This is a genomic window from Algibacter sp. Ld11 (assembly GCF_045066735.1).
In the GTDB taxonomy this organism is placed as follows: Bacteria; Bacteroidota; Bacteroidia; order Flavobacteriales; family Flavobacteriaceae; genus Algibacter.
This window is the reverse complement of sequence record NZ_JBISHH010000025.1, coordinates 621,371-641,724: the sequence shown is the minus strand read 5'-3', so window position 1 is coordinate 641,724 and position 20,354 is coordinate 621,371. Positions and strand designations below refer to the sequence as shown.

Genomic DNA, 20,354 nt, shown 5'->3' with positions numbered 1-20,354 from the left:
AATGAGCAAACGTAGAATAAAAAAAATTGCAATTATTGGTTCCGGAATAATGGGAAGCGGTATAGCTTGTCATTTCGCTAATATTGGAGTAGATGTTCTGTTACTAGACATTGTTCCTAGAGAACTCAATGACAAAGAAAAAGCTAAAGGTTTAACTTTAGAAGACAAAATAGTTAGAAACAGATTGGTTAATGATGCACTTATGGCCTCATTAAAATCAAAACCATCTCCAATTTATCATCAAGATTTCGCTAGTAGAATTACTACCGGTAACTTAGAAGATGACATTGCTAAAGTAGCAGATGTAGATTGGATCATGGAAGTTGTAGTTGAAAGATTAGACATCAAGAAAATGGTGTTTGAAAACTTAGAAAAATACCGTAAACCAGGGACATTAATTACATCTAACACTTCCGGTATTCCAATAAAATTTATGAGTGAAGGGCGCAGTGAAGATTTCCAAAAGCACTTCTGCGGCACCCACTTCTTTAACCCTGCTCGTTACTTAAAGTTATTTGAAATAATTCCTGGACCAAAAACGGATGCTTCTGTTTTAGAATTTTTAAATGAATATGGTGAAAAGTTCCTAGGTAAAACATCGGTTGTTGCTAAAGACACACCTGCTTTTATTGGAAACAGAGTTGGTATTTTTAGTATACAAAGTTTATTTCACGCAGTTAAAGATTTAGATTTAACTATAGAGGAAGTAGATAAATTATCAGGACCAGTAATTGGTCGTCCAAAATCGGCAACCTTCCGTACGGTAGATGTTGTTGGTTTAGATACTTTGGTTCACGTGGCAAACGGAATTAGAGAAAATTGTCCAAATGATGAACGTTTAGAGTTATTTGAATTACCAGACTTCATCAATACCATGATGGAAAACAAATGGTTAGGAAGTAAAACAGGACAAGGTTTTTATAAAAAACAAGTGTCAGCAGATGGGTCTAAAGAAATTCTTTCTCTAGATTTAAATACTCTAGAATATCGTTCTGCAAAACGTGCAAAATTCGCAACTTTAGAACTTACGAAAACGATTGATAAAGTTGTTGACCGTTTTAAAGTATTAGTAAAAGGAAAAGATAAAGCAGGCGAGTTTTACAGAAAAAGCTTCACTGCATTATTTGCTTACGTATCTAATCGTATTCCTGAAATTTCAGATGACGTTTATAAAATTGACGATGCCATGAAAGCTGGTTTTGGTTGGGAGCACGGACCTTTCCAAATTTGGGATGCCATAGGCGTAGAAAAAGGAATTGAATTAATGAAAGCTGAAGGTTTGGAACCTGCTGCTTGGGTTAATGAGATGCTTGCTTCTGGTAACACATCTTTCTATTCTGTAAAAGAAGGTGCAACATATTTCTATGATATTCCTTCTAAAACACAAACAAAAATTCCAGGTCAAGATAGTTTCATCATCCTAGATAATATTCGTAAAACAAACGAAGTGTTTAAAAACTCTGGTGTTGTTATTGAAGATATTGGAGACGGCATCCTTAACCTAGAATTCCAATCTAAAATGAACACCATTGGTGGAGACGTTTTAGCCGGATTAAATAAAGCTATTGATTTAGCCGAAAAAGATTTTGCTGGTTTAGTGGTTGGTAATCAAGCTGCAAACTTCTCTGTTGGTGCAAACATAGGCATGATTTTCATGATGGCTGCAGAGCAAGAATATGACGAGCTTAACATGGCTATTAAATATTTCCAAGATAGTATGATGCGTATGCGTTACTCTTCAATTCCAACTATTTCTGCTCCTCACGGAATGGCTTTGGGTGGTGGTTGTGAATTATCATTACACGCCGATAAAGTAGTTGCAGCTGCAGAAACTTACATGGGACTTGTAGAGTTTGGTGTTGGTGTAATCCCTGGTGGTGGCGGTTCTAAAGAAATGGCTTTAAGAGCATCAGATACTTTCAGAAAAGGAGATGTTCAGCTAAATACACTTCAAGAATACTTTTTAACTATTGGTATGGCAAAAGTATCAACTTCGGCTTACGAAGCATTTGATATGGGAGTTTTACAAAAAGGCAAAGATGTTGTTGTTGTTAATAAAGACCGACAAATTGCAGTTGCAAAACAACACGCTATGTTAATGGCTAATTCTGGCTACACACAACCTGTAAAACGCTCGGATGTCAAAGTACTTGGAAAACAAGCATTAGGTATGTTTTTAGTAGGAACAGATTCTATGAAAGATTCCAATTACATTAGTGAACACGACATGAAAATTGCTAATAAATTAGCTTACGTTATGGCTGGTGGAGATTTATCTGAACCAACTTTAGTTAGCGAGCAATATTTATTGGATTTAGAGCGTGAAGCTTTCTTAAGTTTATGTACAGAACGTAAAACTCTAGAGCGTATTCAGCACATGTTAACAAAAGGTAAACCTTTAAGAAACTAAGAAAAATGAAAACAGCATATATAGTAAAAGCATATAGAACCGCAGTTGGTAAAGCACCAAAAGGCGTGTTCCGTTTTAAAAGAACAGATGAATTGGCAGCTGAAACCATCAAGTATATGATGAAAGAATTGCCAGGTCTAGACCCTAAACGTATTGACGATGTTATAGTGGGTAACGCCATGCCGGAAGGCGCTCAAGGATTAAATATGGCGCGTTTAATTTCTTTAATGGGATTAGATGTTGTTGATGTTCCTGGTGTAACCGTAAACCGTTTTTGCTCTTCTGGAGTAGAAACTATAGGTATGGCAACAGCTAAAATACAAGCTGGAATGGCCGATTGTATTATCGCTGGTGGAGCAGAAAGCATGAGTAGCGTACCAATGACAGGTTTTAAACCAGAATTAAATTATGATGCCATTGTAAAAATGGGGCATGAAGATTATTATTGGGGCATGGGAAATACTGCAGAAGCTGTTGCAAAACAGTTTAAAGTATCACGTGAAGACCAAGATGAGTTTGCATTTAATTCTCATATGAAAGCCTTAAGAGCTCAAGCTGAAAATCGTTTTCAAGATCAAATAGTACCAATTGACGTGGAACAAACATATATTGATGCGAACGGAAAGAAAGCTACAAAATCTTACACAGTAACTAAAGATGAAGGACCTCGTGCAGGAACAAGCAAAGAAGCCTTAGCAAAACTGAGAGCTGTATTTGCTGCTGGAGGAAGTGTTACCGCTGGTAACTCGTCTCAAATGAGTGATGGTGCTGCTTTTGTAATGGTTATGAGTGAAGACATGGTTAAAGAACTAGGTTTAGAACCAATTGCAAGAATGGTTAACTATGCCGCTGCAGGTGTTGAACCGCGCATTATGGGTATTGGACCAGTAAAAGCAATTCCAAAAGCATTAAAACAAGCAGGATTAAAACAAGACGATTTATCTCTTATTGAATTGAATGAAGCCTTTGCTTCTCAATCTTTAGCAGTAATTAGAGAGTTAAACCTTAATCCAGATATCATTAACGTAAATGGTGGAGCCATTGCCCTTGGTCACCCATTAGGATGCACAGGAGCAAAACTATCAGTACAACTTTTTGATGAAATGCGTAAGCAAAACATGAAAGGGAAATATGGAGCAGTTACCATGTGCGTAGGAACAGGTCAAGGTGCCTGTGGAATATTTGAATTTTTAAACTAATAAAGAACTAAATACAAAAATATAAAATGGAAGCAAATGAAAAAGACATCTTAAGAGGTGGTCAATTCTTAGTGAAAGAAACAAATTGTGAAGATGTGTTTACTCCTGAAGATTTTTCAGAAGAACAAACAATGATGAAAGAATCCGTAATGGAATTTAACGATCGTGAAATCATTCCTCATAAAGCGCGTTTCGAAGCTAAAGATTATGCATTAACTGAAGAAGTTATGCGTAAAGCTGGCGATATGGGCTTTTTAAGTGTTGCGGTTCCTGAAGCTTTTGGCGGTATGGGAATGGGCTTTGTTTCTACGGTATTAACTTGTGATTATATCTCAAGCGGAACAGGTTCTTTTAGTACTGCTTTTGGTGCACATACAGGTATTGGTACTATGCCAATTACTTTATATGGTACAGAAGAGCAAAAACAAAAATACGTGCCAAAATTAGCATCTGGTGAGTGGTTTGGCGCTTATTGCTTAACAGAGCCTGGAGCAGGATCTGATGCAAATTCTGGTAAAACAACTGCTGAACTCTCTGCGGATGGTAAAACATACAAAATAAACGGTCAAAAAATGTGGATCTCCAATGCAGGTTTCTGTAGCGTGATGATCGTTTTTGCTCGTATCGAGGATGATAAAAATATTACTGGTTTTATAGTAGAATATAATGGTGAAACTCCTAACGGAATTACTTTAGGTGAAGAAGAACACAAATTAGGTATTCGTGCCTCTTCTACGCGTCAAGTATTTTTTAACGACACTGTAGTTCCAGCTGAAAACATGCTAGCTGGTCGTGGTGAAGGTTTTAAAATCGCGATGAATGCATTGAACGTTGGCCGTATTAAATTGGCTGCTGCTTGTTTAGACTCTCAAAGAAGAATTTTATCTACGGCTGTAAATTACGCTAACGAGCGTAAGCAATTTAAAACACCTATTTCAGATTTTGGTGCGATTAAAGTGAAATTAGCTGAAATGGCAACTAATGCTTATGCCGGAGAATCTGCAACTTATAGAGCTGCAAAAAATATTGAAGACAGAATTGCTTTAAGAGAAGCGGCAGGAAACACGCATCAGGAAGCTGAATTAAAAGGTGTTGAAGAATATGCTATTGAATGTTCTATTTTGAAAGTAGCCGTATCTGAAGATGTACAACATGCTGCTGATGAAGGTATTCAAATTTTTGGCGGAATGGGATTCTCTGAAGAAACGCCTATGGAATCTGCTTGGAGAGATGCGCGTATTGCACGTATCTACGAAGGAACAAACGAAATTAACAGAATGCTTTCCGTTGGAATGCTTGTAAAAAAGGCCATGAAAGGTCATGTCGATTTATTAGGTCCTGCTCAAAAAGTTCAAGAAGAATTAATGGGAATACCATCTTTTGAAACTCCAGATTTCTCAGAATTATTTTCTGAAGAAAAAGTAATGATTAATAAGTTGAAAAAGACTTTTTTAATGGTTGCAGGAGGCGCTGTTCAAAAATTTGGCCCAGATTTAGACAAACACCAACAATTACTTATTGCTGCTGCCGATATTTTAATTGAAATATATATGGCCGAATCTGCTATATTAAGAACCGAAAAAAATGCCAAACGCTTTGGAGCCGATTCTCAATCTGTTCAAATTGCAATGTCTAAATTATACTTATATCACGCCGTGGATATTATTGAAGAAAAAGGGAAAGAAAGTATTATTTCTTTTGCTGAAGGTGATGAACAACGTATGATGCTTATGGGACTTAAACGTTTTACAAAATATCAAAACTACCCAGACATTGTAGATTTACGTAACGAAATAGCCGAAAAAGTTAAGGCCGAAAATAAATATTGCTTTTAAGGGATTAAAACAATTAATTAGTGATTAACTCAAGTGTTAAGAAGCGCTTCAAATTAATTTTTGAAGCGTTTTTTTTATACCCTAAAATTTAATTTATTAAATATTTAGTTAAAAAGAGTATCACAAGCTTAGCCTTTTTCTTTTTTCGTACTTTTAAGAAAAAACTGAATGAAAAAATTACTACTCCCTTTACTCCTTCTTTCAATAACAATAACATCGGCCCAAACCAATCAAAAACTATATGATATCATTGAGGCTATTTCTGCAGAACGCATTGAGACAGATATTCAAAAACTAGTTGATTTTGGAACGAGAAATACTTTTAGCGATACTATTTCCGACACTAGAGGTATTGGAGCCGCAAGACGCTGGATAAAATCTGAATTTGAAACCATATCTCAAGATTGCAAAAATTGTCTAAACGTTTTTTACCAAAAGGATTTTGTTACTAAAGAAGGTAATAAACGTGTTCCTCATGATGCATGGGTTGTTAACGTTGTAGCCATTCAAAAAGGAACAAAATACCCAAATCGTTATATTATAATGAGCGGCGATATAGACTCTCGTGGTAGCGATACTATGGAGTTTACAAAAGATGCTCCTGGAGCAAACGATAATGCATCTGGTATGGCCGGAACTATTGAAGCGGCGAGAGTACTATCTAATTATAAATTTGAAAACAGTATTATTTATGTTGGTCTATCTGGTGAAGAACAAGGTTTATTTGGTGGTGGAGGCTTAGCCAAATACGCTAAAGATAATGATTGGGACATTATTGGAATACTTAATAATGATATGATTGGAAATATAAAAGGTGTCGATGGTGTTATTGATAACCGTACATTCCGAATTTTCTCAGAACCAGTTCCTGCTAACGAAACTGAAAAACAACGCAATTTACGACGGTTTTATGGAGGCGAAGTCGATGGGATTTCACGTCAATTAGCACGCTATATTAATAAAACGGTAAAAACATACATGCCAGAAATGAACCCAATAATGGTTTATAGATTAGATCGCTTTGGACGTGGTGGACACCACAGACCTTTCAACGACTTAGGTTTCGCAGGAATCCGTATTATGGAAGCTCATGAAAACTACACGCAGCAGCATCAAGATATAAGAGAAGAAAACGGTATAAAATATGGGGATGTCATCGAGCACGTTAATTTTGATTATGCAAAAAAGCTAACCACAGTAAATGCTATTAACTTGGCTAGTTTAGCTTGGGCGCCTCCTGCTCCAAAATCCGTTGCTATTGGAGGTATTGTAGAACCAGCGGTTAAGTTTAAATGGGAAAAAGTTACTGGCGCTGTTGGCTATAAAATATACTGGAGAGATACCACCTCACCCACTTGGGACTATAGCCGTTATGTTGGTAATGTATTAGAGTTTATGCTTAACGGAATTGTAATTGACAATTATTTCTTTGGAATTGCTTCCGTTGGAAAAGATGGTTTTGAAAGTCCAGTAGTATTTCCTAACGCCATTATAAGGTGATTCTTTCTTACAATTTGATAGATAAAATATATTCGCAGTTAAAATGAATCAAAAAAAAAGAACCCAAAAGGGTTCTTTTTTTATTCACATTAAAGTAAATGTTTATTTTTTAACTACTGCAGGAGCGTTAAGTTTAGTGCTCATTTCCATAGAAATTGCCGAACGTTCAAATTTCACTTTTCCCGACATTGTTTCGATAACACAGCTACCGTCTTTGTCATTAAGTTCTAAAATTTTGCCGTGTAAACCACTTTTGGTTATAACCTTATCGCCACGTTTTAACTCGGCTGCAAATTTCTTTTCTTTTTTTGCACGTTTCATTTGTGGTGCAATCATAAAGAAATACACTACTACAAACATTAATACAAATGGCAATAAACCACCAATTCCACCTTCTCCCATTATAATTTTTATTATTTATTTAGTCATTACGCTATTAGCGTCATCTTTTACAAATGCCGCAATTTTAACTATTTCTTTTCCTTTTTCAGTATTAGCAGTAAGTGTTAAACTTTTAGAGATTTTCCCTTTACCACTACCGTTATATTTTACGGTAAACTGCCCCGTTTCTCCAACAGCTAATGGCTCTCTAGACCAATCTTCTGGTACAGTACATCCACAAGATGTCCCAATATTAGTAATTACTAATGGTGCTTTACCTGTGTTTGTATATTTAAAAACAGTCTCAACAGATTTTTTTGCTTCTATTTCTCCAAAATCGTGAGTAGTTTCTTCAAACTCAATTACAGGAAAATTAGATGCACTAGCATCTCTTACTGCCGCAGCCGTAACATTTGCTTCTTCAATTTTTTTTGCTGCGTTTTCTTCTTTACAAGATGTTAAAGCTAATACACATAATGCACTTAATCCTAATATAATCTTTTTCATTTTAAATATATTTTTTAATTGAAGTTGCAAAAATAACAATTATTTAGTCGAATTGAAATTTTTGTAATACTCTTAACATAAAATAACCTACATTAATCCTCTACCAATTTTATTTAAATTTCCGGCTTCGGTGTATTCCTTTACAAGCTTATCTAAAATACCATTAATGAACACGCTACTTTTTGGTGTAGAATATTCTTTAGCTATTTCCAAATACTCATTAATAGTTACTTTTGCAGGAATAGACGGAAAGCTTTTCACCTCACATATAGCCATTTGCAATAAAACATAATCCACATTTGCAATACGATCCGAATCCCAATTTTGAGTTTTAAGCTCAATCTCTTTATTTATAGCGGTTCTGTTCAACAATGTTTTTCTAAACAAATCGATAGCAAATTGTTTATCCTCAGTATCTTTATATAATGGCGGTGTAAAGTGATTTTCCGAAGACGTTAATTTTACTTTTCTAAGTATTTTTAAAATAGTTGTATTAACCGTTGGCAAATCATCCAACCATGTTAAATTTTTATCTTCTAAATACTCGTAAAGTTTTTCGTTTGGAGCGATTATTTCTTTAAAAACATCAACTAAAAATTCTTTATCTTCCTTAAAACTAGATGTTTTAGTTTCCATGTAGCTCTGGTACAATTCACTAGACGTTATAGCCTTAAAGATAACATCTACATACTCGCTATCTAATTCCCAATCCTTTATATTATAACGTTCTAATTTATCCTTCAGGTCCAAGTTGTTCAATAAAATTTTAAAAACTTCATTGTTAACAAATTTTCGGTTCGGGTCAATATCTTCTTTTGTAGCTAGGTGCTTATTTTGCTTTTTCACCAAGTTACTTTCAGCTCTTTTTTGAACTTCAATTATTAGCGAGATAAGTAAAAGGTATAAGTTATACATGTTATCAATGCTAAATAGTAAGAATTTTTGATCTTTACTAAAATCATCACTTTCACTACCTTTAAAGGCATACATGGTTTGCATTACTTTTACACGAATATGTCTTCTATTTAGCATCATTACAAAGAACTTATTTTGGTTAGAAAATTTTTTATTGCTTTCGTGCGGCAAAAATAACACTATATTTAAATAAAAACGGATTTTAAACACTTTATTATTACTAAATACTTTAAGCTATATTTAACAATTGCTTAGAGTATATAAATATCTTAATTATAATGAATACCCTATATTTGCACCTTATTTCCTTTAAAATAAATGAAAGAATTACAACACTTAAATAAGTACTTTCTAAAATACAAAACCAACCTATTAATCGGGATATTTATTACTATAATTGCCCGCATGTTTTTGCTATTTACACCTAGATATGTAAAAAAAATATTTATCGTAATAGAAAAATACTTTAATGAAAACATGCCTCTTGCGGCCTTTAAAGCTGAACTTTTAGAAGCTATCCTGTTCATTATAGGTGCGGCCATTGTTGGTGGTATACTAACATTTTTTATGCGACAATATATTATAAATGTATCTCGATATATCGAGTTCGATTTAAAAAATGAAATTTACGAGCAGTACCAAAAATTATCTTTAAATTTCTACAAGAAGAATAGAACCGGTGACTTAATGAACCGTATTAGCGAAGATGTTGGTCGAGTTAGAATGTATGCTGGTCCCGCAATAATGTATAGCATAAACACGGTAACTCTTTTTGTTATTGCATTGATATATATGTTCGAGGAATCTCCTTCTCTGGCTTTATACACCATAATACCGTTACCTATTCTATCTATTGTTATTTACAAATTAAGTAAAGAAATACATAGAAGAAGTACAATTGTACAGGAATATCTATCCAAACTATCCACATTTACCCAAGAATCATTTAGTGGTATTTCTGTAATAAAAGCATACGGCATAGAACCCCAAACATCTGTCAACTTTTCTACTCTTGCTGCAGAAAGCAAAGAAAAACAAATAGATTTGGCACGTGTGCAAGCTTGGTTTTTCCCTATGATGATTTTATTAATTGGCGTAAGTAACTTAATTGTAATTTACATTGGAGGCATGCAATATATTAATGGCGAAATTGAAAGTATTGGTACCATTGCAGAGTTTATAATTTATGTAAACCTTCTAACCTGGCCAGTAGCAACTGTTGGTTGGGTAACATCGATTGTACAGCAGGCTGAAGCTTCGCAAAAGCGAATTAATGAGTTTTTAAGAATAGAGCCTGAAATAAAAAACACAGTTGAATCTAACACTGAAATTACTGGCGATATTGAGTTTAAAAATGTGTCCTTTACTTACGATGATACCAATATAACAGCCTTACAAAATATTAATTTCCATGTAAAAGAAGGCGAAACACTTGCCATTATAGGAAAAACAGGTTCTGGAAAATCTACTATTTTAGATTTAATTGGTCGTCTATATGATATTGATGAAGGCTCTATAATAATCAACAAACAGCAAATAGGCCAATTAAACCTATCAAATTTAAGAGACAGTATTGGTTATGTGCCCCAAGAAGCGTTCTTGTTTTCTGATAGTCTAAAGAACAATATTAAATTTGGTAAGGAAAACGCAACCGATGACGAAGTTATCGAGGCCGCAAAAAATGCACAAGTTCATAAAAATATTATGAAATTCAATAAAGGCTACGATACAGTTTTAGGCGAACGCGGTATCACGCTTTCCGGAGGACAAAAGCAACGCGTTTCTATAGCTAGAGCGATTATAAAATTACCAAAAATTTTACTTTTCGATGATTGCTTATCTGCTGTGGATACCGAAACGGAAGAAAAAATCCTGAAAAATTTGAATAAAATTACAAAAGGAAAAACTACCATTATAGTAAGTCACCGGGTGTCTTCGGCAAAAAATGCAAACAAAATAATTGTGTTAGAAGATGGTAAAATTGTACAACAAGGTACGCACGATACGTTAATAGAAATAGATGGGTATTACAAACATTTATATTTAAAACAACTAAGCGAAACCTCTTCAAAATAAAACACTTACAGTTATATTTAGTTTATTTGCAGTAATTAAATATTACTTTTTAAAAAGAAACTCCTTAAAAGGTTGGTTTGTTTAGGTTTTTTTTAGATTTTTGAAACACTAGAATTAAAAACAAATTTCTATATAATTATGAACAATAATGGTATGATGGAGAAAGAGGAGATTTTTTCAAAGGTATTGAGAGCAGGAAGACGTACTTACTTTTTTGATGTAAGAGCGACAAAGGCTGAAGATTATTATTTAACAATTACTGAAAGTAAAAAATTTACAAATGATGACGGCTCGTTTCATTACAAAAAACATAAAATTTATATTTATAAAGAAGATTTTGCTGAGTTTAAAGATATTCTAGCAGAAATGACGGATTACATTATAAATGAAAAAGGAGATGAAGTAATAAGTGAACGTCACCAAAAGGATTTCAAAAAAGAATACGAGAACTCGGAAGATGATGGATCTCGAGTTACCGAAGCAGACTTAAAAACACCAGAAAGTTTTACTGATATTAGCTTTGATGATATCTAAAACGTTTCAAAACATATAAATTAAAAATCCGTTGCTTTCTTAGCAACGGATTTTTTTATGTCTTAACCGCAAGTAGCGCCAAAAATAAACTACCTAAAATATAACCAAGTGCTATTTGCCATCCGAAGACTACCCAAATAATTCCAGAAACCGCTAACAACCAAATAGGCACCAAAGTAATGGCTATTGCAAAACGAAAGGTCCCAATAAACTCAACATCACTAACTTTAGGTTGAGCAATAAACTTCCAAACTAAATACGGTAAAATCAAATTACAAATTAGTAGAAACTTTAATCCACTTTTCAATAAAGTCGGTTTTGTATATGTATTAATTTCAGATAAAGTGCCTCGGTTTTCTAAAAAATCATGAATTACTTTAGGATTAGTAAAGCTTACATTCAAATTGTTAAGCTTCGTAATCGTTTCTTTATATGCATCTGAAGGTATATGTATTGTAAGTTTTGATATTTCAGAATGAATTTTAGTTTTTAAATTTATCACTGCTTCGCTTCTTTTATCTGCAGCATAATCTTTTGCCTTAATAATTTCACCGAAATATAACGAAGCCGAATCTCCAAACCGCTCAGCATTCTGGTAATTTAATCCAACCGGAATAAGTTGTAAATCTATATCGGGATAAGTATCTAAGGTATCAAAAACAATACGTGTAAACCCTTTACTTAACGGCCGTACGGTTCGTTTTAAATTATGGTTTCCTTCTGGAAAAATAGCCACCATTTCATTATTATTCAATATGCCCGAACAAGCCTCGAATATAGCTTTGTTATTATTGATAGTATTCCAACCATCACGAATTCTATATACCGGTAGCATTTGCAAGCTTCGCAATATTTTGCCTACTAGTGGTTTTTTGAAAACGGCTGCTCTTGTTAGAAAATAAGGAAATCTTCCCGATTGTGTACCAATGATTAACGCATCTAACAACGCGTTCTGATGGTTTGACAATAGTAATAATGGCTTATTTTGAGGCATGTTTTCCGCATTAAAAACATGGATTTTCTTGTAATAGAAAAACAATCCTAACCTAATATACAACCGTACACTATGTAACCAAATTTTATTCAATAGTACTTTTATTATGTTTTATTTTTTAGACCAATACGTGGCCAATAAGAGTCCTGAAATAATATGCCATATTCCCCAAAACGCAGCTAAAATAGCCATACCTCCTAACCCATTGAAAAATGAAAAAATAAGAAGTAAACCCAAGCCTGAGTTCTGAATACCTGTTTCAATAGCCAAAGTTTTTTGATCTTTAAAAGAAAGCTTAAAGGCCTTTGCCAATAAAAACCCGAGTAAAATAGCAAGTATATTATGCCCTATTCCTAATATTAAAACATGATGAATGTAAGCATTAAACACATCTATATTTTTAGAAAAAGCAATAATAACAATAGCGGCAAAAATAATGATAGATAATGGTTTCAGTAGTTTAGATAACTTAATAGCCCATGTTTCTTTATAGTGGCGTAATAACATGCCCAAGATTAAAGGAACACCAAGTATCATCAACACCAATTGTATTAAATCCAAAGGATTTAGCGCTACATTTTTTAAAATTTGAGCCGTTGGCGGATACAAATTTCCATAAAACTGAAAATTAAAAGGCGTCATAAAAACAGCCGTAAAAGTTGCAAACGCTGTTAAACTTATGGACAACGCTGTATTTCCTTTGGCTAAATGCGTCATAAAATTAGATATGTTACCACCAGGGCAAGCCGCAACCATAATCATTCCCAAAGCAATACTAGGTTGTGGTTTCACAACATAAACAAAGCAAAAAGTAACAAGCGGTAATAATATAAACTGACTTAAGACTCCAACCAAAACAGCTTTTGGTTGCTTGAATAAAATTTTAAAATCACTTAAACTAATACCTAATGCAACCCCAAACATAACAACTGCCAAGGCTACGTTTAAAACCCACAAACCATTACTATCAAAGTTGATTTTTACATAATCAAGTTCTTGCATATCCTATAAAACAGCCGTTCCGTTTTTTATTTTATTTTCGGGATTTAGCAACATAACATCTTTACCTCTCACAGCTCCTAAAACCAAACACTCACTCATAAAATTAGCGATTTGTTTATTTGCAAAATTAACAACAGCCACAACTTGCTTTTGGAGTAAATCTTCTTTTTCATAAAGTGTGGTAATTTGCGCCGATGTTTTTCTTATCCCTAAGTCTCCAAAATCAATAGTTAATTGATAGGCGGGTTTTCGAGCTTTAGGAAAATCGTTAACCTCTAAAATAGTCCCTACTCTTAAATCTACTTTTGTGAAATCTTCGAAAGTTATTGATTGGTTCATTTTTTAAAAATACAAATAATCCCGAACTTAGCATAAAACTTTTAATTATGGCTCAAACTCCATCCAACATGCTTCCTTTAGGGACACAAGCCCCTCATTTTTCATTGATAGACACCGTTTCTGGAGAAACTCTAGAGCTCAATGCCTTAAAAGGTGAAACAGGTACTGTAATTATGTTCATCTGTAACCACTGCCCTTTTGTAATTCATGTAAATGAAGAGTTGGTAGCCATTTCAAATACCTATATAGAAAAAGGTATTGCATGTATCGCTATTTCTAGCAACGATGTTGTTAATTACCCTCAAGACAGTCCTGAAAAAATGAAACTTCATGCCGAGAATGAAAATTATCCTTTTCCTTATTTGTATGATGAAATGCAAGATGTTGCAAAAGCTTATAATGCCGCTTGCACTCCCGATTTTTATGTATTCAACTCAAATTTAGAATTAACCTATAGAGGCCAATTGGACGATTCTAGACCAGGTAACGGCGTTCCTGTTACAGGAAAAGATTTACGCTACGCTATAGATTGCTTGGTAAATAACACTAGTAATGATGCGCCACAAAAACCAAGTATTGGCTGTGGTATAAAATGGAAAAAAGCTTAATTAAGTTTTAATTGAAAAATACCAACATCTAGCCAAGTTTCAAATTTAAACCCCACCTCTTTTAAATGAGCAACTTGAGTAAAACCAAACTTTTCATGCAGCTTAACACTCGCTGGGTTTGGAATGGTTAACACTCCCAAAATCGATTTAAAATTATGTTGCTTTAATAGCGCTATTAATTCCGTATATAATCTAGAGCCAATTTGTTTGCCATGAACACCATTTTTGACGTAAACTGTAGATTCTACGGTATAATTATAAGCTGGTTTTGGTCTAAATTTACTACCATAAGCAAAGCCTAAAATTTTGTTATTTTCTTCAAAAACAATAAACGGATAGTCTTTTAAAATAAGCTCCATTTTTTCTGTAAAAACACTTAAAGATAAAGGAACCTCATCAAAAGTAGAAACGGTATGTATTACATAATAATTATAGATATCCAGAAGGGCTTTGGCATCGGCAAGTGTTGCTTTTCTTATCATATTAAATCCAACCTTTTAATTTTATAAGATTTTCAATATGCGCATAATGGTGGTTGCTATGCCAAGCATAATTGCCAACATTAAAATTTAACGGCACTTCGCTATTGGTTTCCGGATGAATAAAACAGGCCTTTAAATCTTCTTCCGATAAGGTTTTTAATAAGTACACCAATTTAAAATGAATGGCACGCAAATGAGCCAAAGACATATGTATAGGTGCAGATTTAGAATCTATTAATTCTGCCCAGCGTTCTTCAAAATAAGCTTTTATTACCGGTTTATCTTCTGTTAAAGCCCATTTAAAACGTGTGTAACTATGGTGATGACTATCGGATAAATGGTGAACAACTTGCCTAATAGTCCAACCTTCTGGTCTGTATGGCGTGTCTAACTGTTGGTTTGTTAACCCATTCACTAGGCCATCTAACCTATCAGGAAAATGTTCTAATACCGAGATCCACTCTTCCAGATGTTTTGATGTGATTTTTTCTGGACAAGTAAATTGACCGATTGGATATTTAAGCTGTTGTAGTTCTTTATCTGTCATAGAAACAAATATAAAACAATACTAAGTAATTTCTATCATATCATTTTCCACAAAATTAATAGCTACATCTAGCTCTTTAAAATGTTTTATTGTCCCCTTAAAAAACAGCTTTTCGATGGTAGAGTTAGATAGTCTAGGACTATCCGACACGACTATATAAGATTTTAGCCTATAGCTATTCTTATAAAATTTTAACCAATCGGAAGCTACAACCGAATATGAATTTACCCTATTCGAAATAAAATTAATTTTTTCCCCATTCTGCGTTCCAAGAAAATCACAAACATCATTTATTATTTTTCTTGCATTACTATAATCGAAATTAACCCCCTCTTTAATTTCGGAAACTATAAATTTTTCAAAAATATAAAAATCCCCAAAAGAATAATTCAGTTCTTTTAAAACCCGAGAATAGAATATTGTATCTACTATTTTAACCATGCTGCGAATTTAATATTAACACAAACTTTAAAATTACAATTTCGGTGAATGAAATTAATTTATAGTTAGTTGGCATGGAACTATAGGTAAAAAGAAAAGCACCTCTTTCGAGGTGCTTTTCTTTTTCAAATCTATATTGAAACCAGTGTCTGCTTTACAGAATCTAGTAATAAATTATTTCACATCCATAAGTTCTACATCGAAAACCAAAGTAGCATCTGGTGGAATTACTCCTCCTGCTCCAGCACTTCCGTATCCTAAATGACTCGGAATTACTAAACGCGCCTTATCACCTACTTTTAATAAGCCAATACCTTCATCCCATCCTGGAATAACTTGTCCTACGCCTATTGCAAAATCAATTGGTGAATTACGTTTGTATGATGAATCGAAAACAGTACCATCAGCCAATTGTCCTTTATAGTGTACAGAAACCGTTTTACCTTTTTCTGCTTTTGTACCATTACCTTCTTGAATAATTTGGTAACGCAAACCACTTTCAGTTTTTTCAAACCCAGCAGCCAACTTATCTAATTCCGCTTCACCAGCAGCTTTAGCCGCAGCTAATTTTGCCTCACGAGAACCTTCAAAAGTTCTAAATGCTTCAACGCCATTAAAAGCTTCCGCCTCTGCTCCAACTCTAACAATCTCTAAGGTATCAATTAAATCACCTTGTGCAATGGCATCTACTATGTTTTGCCCTTCTACAACCTTACCAAAAACAGTATGCTTACCATCTAACCATGCCGTTTCTACGTGTGTTATAAAAAACTGACTTCCATTAGTGCCAGGTCCTGCATTTGCCATAGACAACACACCTGGTCCGTCGTGTTTTAAGTCTGGATGAAACTCATCGTCAAATTTATAACCTGGACTTCCTGCTCCTGAACCTTGTGGACATCCACCTTGAATCATAAAATCTTCAATTACTCTATGGAATTTTAATCCATCGTAATAAGGTGTCCCTTGTGGCTTTACTTTGTTTTCAAGATTTCCTTCAGCTAAAGCTACAAAGTGTCCAACTGTTCCTGGTGTTTTTTTGTACTCTAAAGCAACTAGAATCTCTCCTTTTGTTGTATTAAATTTTGCGTATAATCCGTCTTGCATGATTGTTATTTTTAAGAAAGTGCAAATATACGGAAGTAAGTTTGTAGATAATAAGCTTGTGGTTTATTTTTTCGCTTTCGCGGAAAGAGAACATCGCCAACACTTTATATCGCTAAAACTATGTTACTTTTTATATTTTTATAAAATGAGATAGTTTGCTTGGTTTTGATAGTTTAAATTCCGGTTTTATTGTTTTTGCAACCACACCCTAATTTCTTTTCGTAAAGAAACTTCAGGTTTTGGTAACGGAATTTTTTGTCCAAATTGTTTACTTCTAGTAAATTTTGAATACATAATTTTATGTTTTTTCCAAGCTTCTGGGTACAATTCCAAGAACTTATTAAAAAAGCTTTGCTCATTAATTGTCCCTTCTATTTTAGAAAGTACGTCTTTAAATTTTTCTTCTTGTTCTATAAACATTTTGGCATTATATGGTAATAAATAAAACTATTTAATGTGGCTGTTTTTGTTCTTTATAATTGTCGAAAGCAGGTAGTCTAAATATAATGAGATTTTAAACCAACTCATATTAAAACTATTCCTCAACAAAAAAAAAAAACAAAACTACTTATTCTTTAATTCATGAAATTTATTCCTGATAACCAAACCAATAGGACGATTTTGAATTTTAGATTCTAGCCAAGAAATAATATCTAAATATAAAAATGCTCGACTTTGGTACGGATCGTTTTCATATTCCTTTAGTTTTTTATGGAGTTTCTTAAATTCATTCTTTACCTCATGCGGATAGATATCACCTAAACCTCTTAAAAACTTAATAAATTCTTTTTGTACTTCATATAAATCTTCCATTTTAATTAAAAACTTATACGTACTCTTTATAAGCACATCGAGGTTGTAATCTAAACCAGCTTCGTAATGTGCTACAAGATTTAAAATACGAGAAAAACACAATAAATCTTCACGCATTTGTAATGATTTATTACTAATAATTTTATCTAAGAATTCTATACATTTTTTATTTTCTCCGGCTCCAAAATACATACTGGCCATTTTATAATAAAATACCATAACGTGATGCTCGTCTGTACGGTTTCTATAAAATTTTAATTCACTCAAAACCTCATCCACTAAAGGCAAACCTTCCTCGAAGCTTCCTTCAATAAAATGTAAATTAAACTTGTTATTATAGATGTATAGAAAAGCTAAACCATCAAGATTATCATCCTTAGGGAACCATTTTTCTTTGGTTACACCCTCAAACTTAATTAAGCTCTCCTTAAATTTATCGTATTTTCTTAAAAAGTATAGCGACTCTAATAAATAATTATTTCCGCTTAAAAAAAACACAGGATTTAGCTCAATCATTTCTTCTTTAGCATAAAATAAATCTACCCATTTTAGAGAATACTTATAGCAAGACAAAAAATCGACCGTTAGAAAACTATACCATAAATAAGATTTGTATAGCCATAGCTTTTCACGAAAACCAAGCTCGTGTATATCATACTTAGGTAAGCGGTCATTAAAATACTTCGTAACCTGTTTATAGTCTTCATCGTTCTTGATATAGCCTATTTTTAAATATAGACCATAAAGTTGCAAGGATAAATTAGACAGTTTACTTGCCAATACATTGTGTAAACTAAGCTCTTTAGCTTGTATAGTAAGTTCATCGGCACGATTACTTAAACTTCTAGTAATATATTGCGATTCTATAACTTTTTCAAGCTCGACCACCTCGTAAGCCACATTTTTTTCTTCATTGATAATGGCTAAACTTTTGGCTTTATCCAATATTTTTAAACTTTGTTTGTAAAGACCTTTATGGTAAAGTATGGTTGCAAAATCGAGTTGTTCGCGTATTTGCAGTCTAATATCTTTATGCGACGGATTTAACCTTAAACTAATTAATATTTGCTTATAAAGGTGCGCTTTTAAATTAGAAAGCTGCTGTTTTTTAACAATACCTTTCTTTAAAATAAAAGCCTCATCATAAACCGATAATTTATCGAGAATATTAAACAGCATTAAAAACTTAGAGTCCTCATTTACTCCCAATCGTCCTACGTAAAGCTTAAATTGGCGCTTTTCGGATTTAGAAAGTGATTTCACTAGCACAAACAAATTATCTTTTTGCTCTTTCGTCATAGGTGTAAAACCAATGTTAATTGATTGATTTTTAGAATATTAAGTAGATAATAACTGCTTTAAACATCGTAATAAACTAAGGTTGTATTATCCATTTCGTTAAGCAAAATATAACTTCGTAGAACAATAAGAAAATATATTTTAATAAATGTCTGATAATAAAGTCCAAATTTTCGATACAACGCTAAGAGATGGTGAACAAGTCCCTGGGTGTAAACTAAATACCGAGCAAAAATTAGTAATAGCCGAACAGCTAGATTTTTTAGGTGTTGACATTATTGAAGCTGGTTTTCCTGTTTCGAGTCCTGGTGATTTTAAATCGGTTGAAGAAATTTCTAAAATTGTAAAAAACGCAACCGTTTGTGGACTTACACGTTCGGTAGAAAACGATATAAAAGTAGCTGCCGAAGCTTTAAAATATGCTAAATTACCTAGAATACATACAGGTATTGGCACATCGGATTCTCATATAAAATTCAAATTTAAATCTACACAAGATGCCATAATAGAACGTGCCGTTAGAGCCGTAACTTATGCTAAATCTTTTGTGGAAGATGTTGAGTTTTATGCTGAAGATGCGGGTAGAACCGATAACGAATATTTAGCACGTGTTTGCGAAGCCGTAATTAAGGCTGGTGCAACGGTATTAAACATACCAGATACTACGGGGTATTGCTTACCAAGTGAGTATGGCGCAAAAATTAAATACTTAAAAGAAAACGTAAAGGGTATAGACAAAGCTATTTTATCTTGTCACTGCCATAACGATTTAGGTTTAGCAACAGCTAACTCTATAGAAGGTGTAATTAATGGTGCGCGCCAAATAGAGTGTACTATTAACGGTATTGGCGAACGTGCTGGTAACACTGCTTTAGAAGAAGTTGTTATGATTTTAAAACAACACCCATACCTAAACTTAGATACCAACATTAAAACAGAAATGCTTTACGGCTTAAGCCAATTGGTATCCGACAGCATGGGGATTTACACCCAACCTAACAAAGCGATTGTTGGTGCTAATGCTTTTGCACACAGCTCAGGAATTCACCAAGATGGTGTGATAAAAAACCGTGAAACTTACGAAATTATCGATCCTAAAGATGTTGGTGTAACAGAGTCTGCTATTGTATTAACAGCTCGCAGTGGTCGCGCTGCTCTTGCTTACAGAGCAAAAAATGTTGGGTACGAGTTAACTAAACTTCAATTAGACGTAATTTATACGAATTTCTTAGACTACGCCGATAAGAAAAAAGAAGTTGTAGATAGCGATATTCATAAAATTATAGAAAGCAGTAAAATTTATAACGAAATTGTGTCATCGTAATTCAAAAGTAATGCGCTACGCATTATCTTTGTAAAAAATAA

At 33.5% G+C, this 20,354-nt stretch carries 20 protein-coding genes; 8 read left to right on the top strand and 12 right to left on the bottom strand.

Annotation, left to right across the window (positions count from 1 at the left end; all coding sequences use genetic code 11):
• The first annotated feature begins 1 nt into the window (after nucleotide 1).
• From ACJJV4_RS16435 to ACJJV4_RS16420, 4 genes are all read left to right on the top strand, one after another.
• Nucleotides 2-2,410 carry a 3-hydroxyacyl-CoA dehydrogenase NAD-binding domain-containing protein gene (locus ACJJV4_RS16435; RefSeq protein WP_405296422.1) on the top strand — a complete coding sequence of 803 codons (2,409 nt, stop codon included), beginning with the start codon at nucleotides 2-4 and terminating at the stop codon, nucleotides 2,408-2,410.
• 5 nt (nucleotides 2,411-2,415) lie between these two features.
• A complete protein-coding gene (locus ACJJV4_RS16430) occupies nucleotides 2,416-3,609 on the top strand; it encodes an acetyl-CoA C-acyltransferase (protein WP_405296420.1) in 1,194 nt (397 codons plus the stop codon).
• 26 nt (nucleotides 3,610-3,635) lie between these two features.
• Nucleotides 3,636-5,444: an acyl-CoA dehydrogenase family protein gene (locus ACJJV4_RS16425; protein WP_405296418.1), complete on the top strand. Its 1,809-nt coding sequence runs from the start codon at nucleotides 3,636-3,638 to the stop codon at nucleotides 5,442-5,444.
• 168 nt (nucleotides 5,445-5,612) lie between these two features.
• On the top strand, nucleotides 5,613-6,944 hold the full coding sequence (locus tag ACJJV4_RS16420) for a M28 family peptidase (RefSeq protein WP_405296416.1): 1,332 nt from the start codon (nucleotides 5,613-5,615) through the stop codon (nucleotides 6,942-6,944).
• A gap of 102 nt (nucleotides 6,945-7,046) precedes the next feature.
• Here the strand turns inward: ACJJV4_RS16420 and yajC are convergent, their stop codons facing one another.
• From yajC to nusB, 3 genes are all read right to left on the bottom strand, one after another.
• Nucleotides 7,047-7,346 (bottom strand): preprotein translocase subunit YajC, encoded by a 300-nt coding sequence (gene yajC / locus ACJJV4_RS16415; protein ID WP_405296414.1) that lies wholly within the window; start codon nucleotides 7,344-7,346, stop codon nucleotides 7,047-7,049.
• A 15-nt stretch (nucleotides 7,347-7,361) separates the two neighbouring features.
• Nucleotides 7,362-7,832 carry a DUF1573 domain-containing protein gene (locus ACJJV4_RS16410; RefSeq protein WP_405296412.1) on the bottom strand — a complete coding sequence of 157 codons (471 nt, stop codon included), beginning with the start codon at nucleotides 7,830-7,832 and terminating at the stop codon, nucleotides 7,362-7,364.
• An 87-nt stretch (nucleotides 7,833-7,919) separates the two neighbouring features.
• Entirely contained in the window at nucleotides 7,920-8,867 is a 948-nt protein-coding gene (nusB, locus tag ACJJV4_RS16405; RefSeq protein WP_405296410.1) for a transcription antitermination factor NusB, read from the bottom strand.
• A gap of 198 nt (nucleotides 8,868-9,065) precedes the next feature.
• On the opposite strand from nusB, the gene ACJJV4_RS16400 reads away from it, so the two are divergent.
• Both ACJJV4_RS16400 and ACJJV4_RS16395 read left to right on the top strand, forming a co-directional pair.
• Nucleotides 9,066-10,823 (top strand): ABC transporter ATP-binding protein, encoded by a 1,758-nt coding sequence (locus ACJJV4_RS16400; protein WP_405296408.1) that lies wholly within the window; start codon nucleotides 9,066-9,068, stop codon nucleotides 10,821-10,823.
• Between the two features lie 138 nt (nucleotides 10,824-10,961).
• Nucleotides 10,962-11,357, top strand: a complete 396-nt coding sequence (locus tag ACJJV4_RS16395; protein WP_405296406.1) for a PUR family DNA/RNA-binding protein — start codon at nucleotides 10,962-10,964, stop codon at nucleotides 11,355-11,357.
• A gap of 55 nt (nucleotides 11,358-11,412) precedes the next feature.
• Here the strand turns inward: ACJJV4_RS16395 and ACJJV4_RS16390 are convergent, their stop codons facing one another.
• The 3 genes from ACJJV4_RS16390 to ACJJV4_RS16380 all read right to left on the bottom strand — a co-directional run bounded on the left by ACJJV4_RS16390 (nucleotide 11,413) and on the right by ACJJV4_RS16380 (nucleotide 13,692).
• Entirely contained in the window at nucleotides 11,413-12,351 is a 939-nt protein-coding gene (locus ACJJV4_RS16390) for a 1-acyl-sn-glycerol-3-phosphate acyltransferase (protein WP_405296404.1), read from the bottom strand.
• 111 nt (nucleotides 12,352-12,462) lie between these two features.
• A complete protein-coding gene (locus ACJJV4_RS16385; protein ID WP_405296402.1) occupies nucleotides 12,463-13,353 on the bottom strand; it encodes a bile acid:sodium symporter family protein in 891 nt (296 codons plus the stop codon).
• Between the two features lie 3 nt (nucleotides 13,354-13,356).
• Nucleotides 13,357-13,692, bottom strand: coding sequence for a tRNA-binding protein (locus ACJJV4_RS16380; RefSeq protein WP_405296400.1), 336 nt, complete (start codon nucleotides 13,690-13,692; stop codon nucleotides 13,357-13,359).
• Between the two features lie 47 nt (nucleotides 13,693-13,739).
• On the opposite strand from ACJJV4_RS16380, the gene ACJJV4_RS16375 reads away from it, so the two are divergent.
• Nucleotides 13,740-14,300 (top strand): thioredoxin family protein, encoded by a 561-nt coding sequence (locus ACJJV4_RS16375; RefSeq protein ID WP_405296398.1) that lies wholly within the window; start codon nucleotides 13,740-13,742, stop codon nucleotides 14,298-14,300.
• Here the strand turns inward: ACJJV4_RS16375 and ACJJV4_RS16370 are convergent.
• From ACJJV4_RS16370 to ACJJV4_RS16345, 6 genes are all read right to left on the bottom strand, one after another.
• Nucleotides 14,297-14,782, bottom strand: a complete 486-nt coding sequence (locus tag ACJJV4_RS16370) for a GNAT family N-acetyltransferase (protein ID WP_405296396.1) — start codon at nucleotides 14,780-14,782, stop codon at nucleotides 14,297-14,299. The genes ACJJV4_RS16375 and ACJJV4_RS16370 overlap by 4 nt on opposite strands.
• 1 nt (nucleotide 14,783) lies before the next feature.
• Nucleotides 14,784-15,329, bottom strand: a complete 546-nt coding sequence (locus tag ACJJV4_RS16365) for a YfiT family bacillithiol transferase (RefSeq protein WP_405296394.1) — start codon at nucleotides 15,327-15,329, stop codon at nucleotides 14,784-14,786.
• Nucleotides 15,330-15,350: 21 nt separating this feature from the next.
• The gene (locus ACJJV4_RS16360; protein ID WP_405296392.1) at nucleotides 15,351-15,770 is read right to left on the bottom strand and encodes a hypothetical protein; all 420 of its coding nucleotides are present in this window, start codon (nucleotides 15,768-15,770) and stop codon (nucleotides 15,351-15,353) included.
• A 174-nt stretch (nucleotides 15,771-15,944) separates the two neighbouring features.
• Nucleotides 15,945-16,877 (bottom strand): peptidylprolyl isomerase, encoded by a 933-nt coding sequence (locus tag ACJJV4_RS16355; protein WP_405296390.1) that lies wholly within the window; start codon nucleotides 16,875-16,877, stop codon nucleotides 15,945-15,947.
• 186 nt (nucleotides 16,878-17,063) lie between these two features.
• On the bottom strand, nucleotides 17,064-17,297 hold the full coding sequence (locus ACJJV4_RS16350) for a hypothetical protein (RefSeq protein ID WP_405296388.1): 234 nt from the start codon (nucleotides 17,295-17,297) through the stop codon (nucleotides 17,064-17,066).
• Nucleotides 17,298-17,441: 144 nt separating this feature from the next.
• On the bottom strand, nucleotides 17,442-18,989 hold the full coding sequence (locus ACJJV4_RS16345; RefSeq protein WP_405296386.1) for a hypothetical protein: 1,548 nt from the start codon (nucleotides 18,987-18,989) through the stop codon (nucleotides 17,442-17,444).
• Nucleotides 18,990-19,137: 148 nt separating this feature from the next.
• Here ACJJV4_RS16345 and ACJJV4_RS16340 point away from each other — a divergent pair, with 148 nt between their 5' ends.
• Nucleotides 19,138-20,313: a 2-isopropylmalate synthase gene (locus ACJJV4_RS16340; protein WP_405296384.1), complete on the top strand. Its 1,176-nt coding sequence runs from the start codon at nucleotides 19,138-19,140 to the stop codon at nucleotides 20,311-20,313.
• The last annotated feature ends 41 nt before the right edge of the window (nucleotides 20,314-20,354 follow it).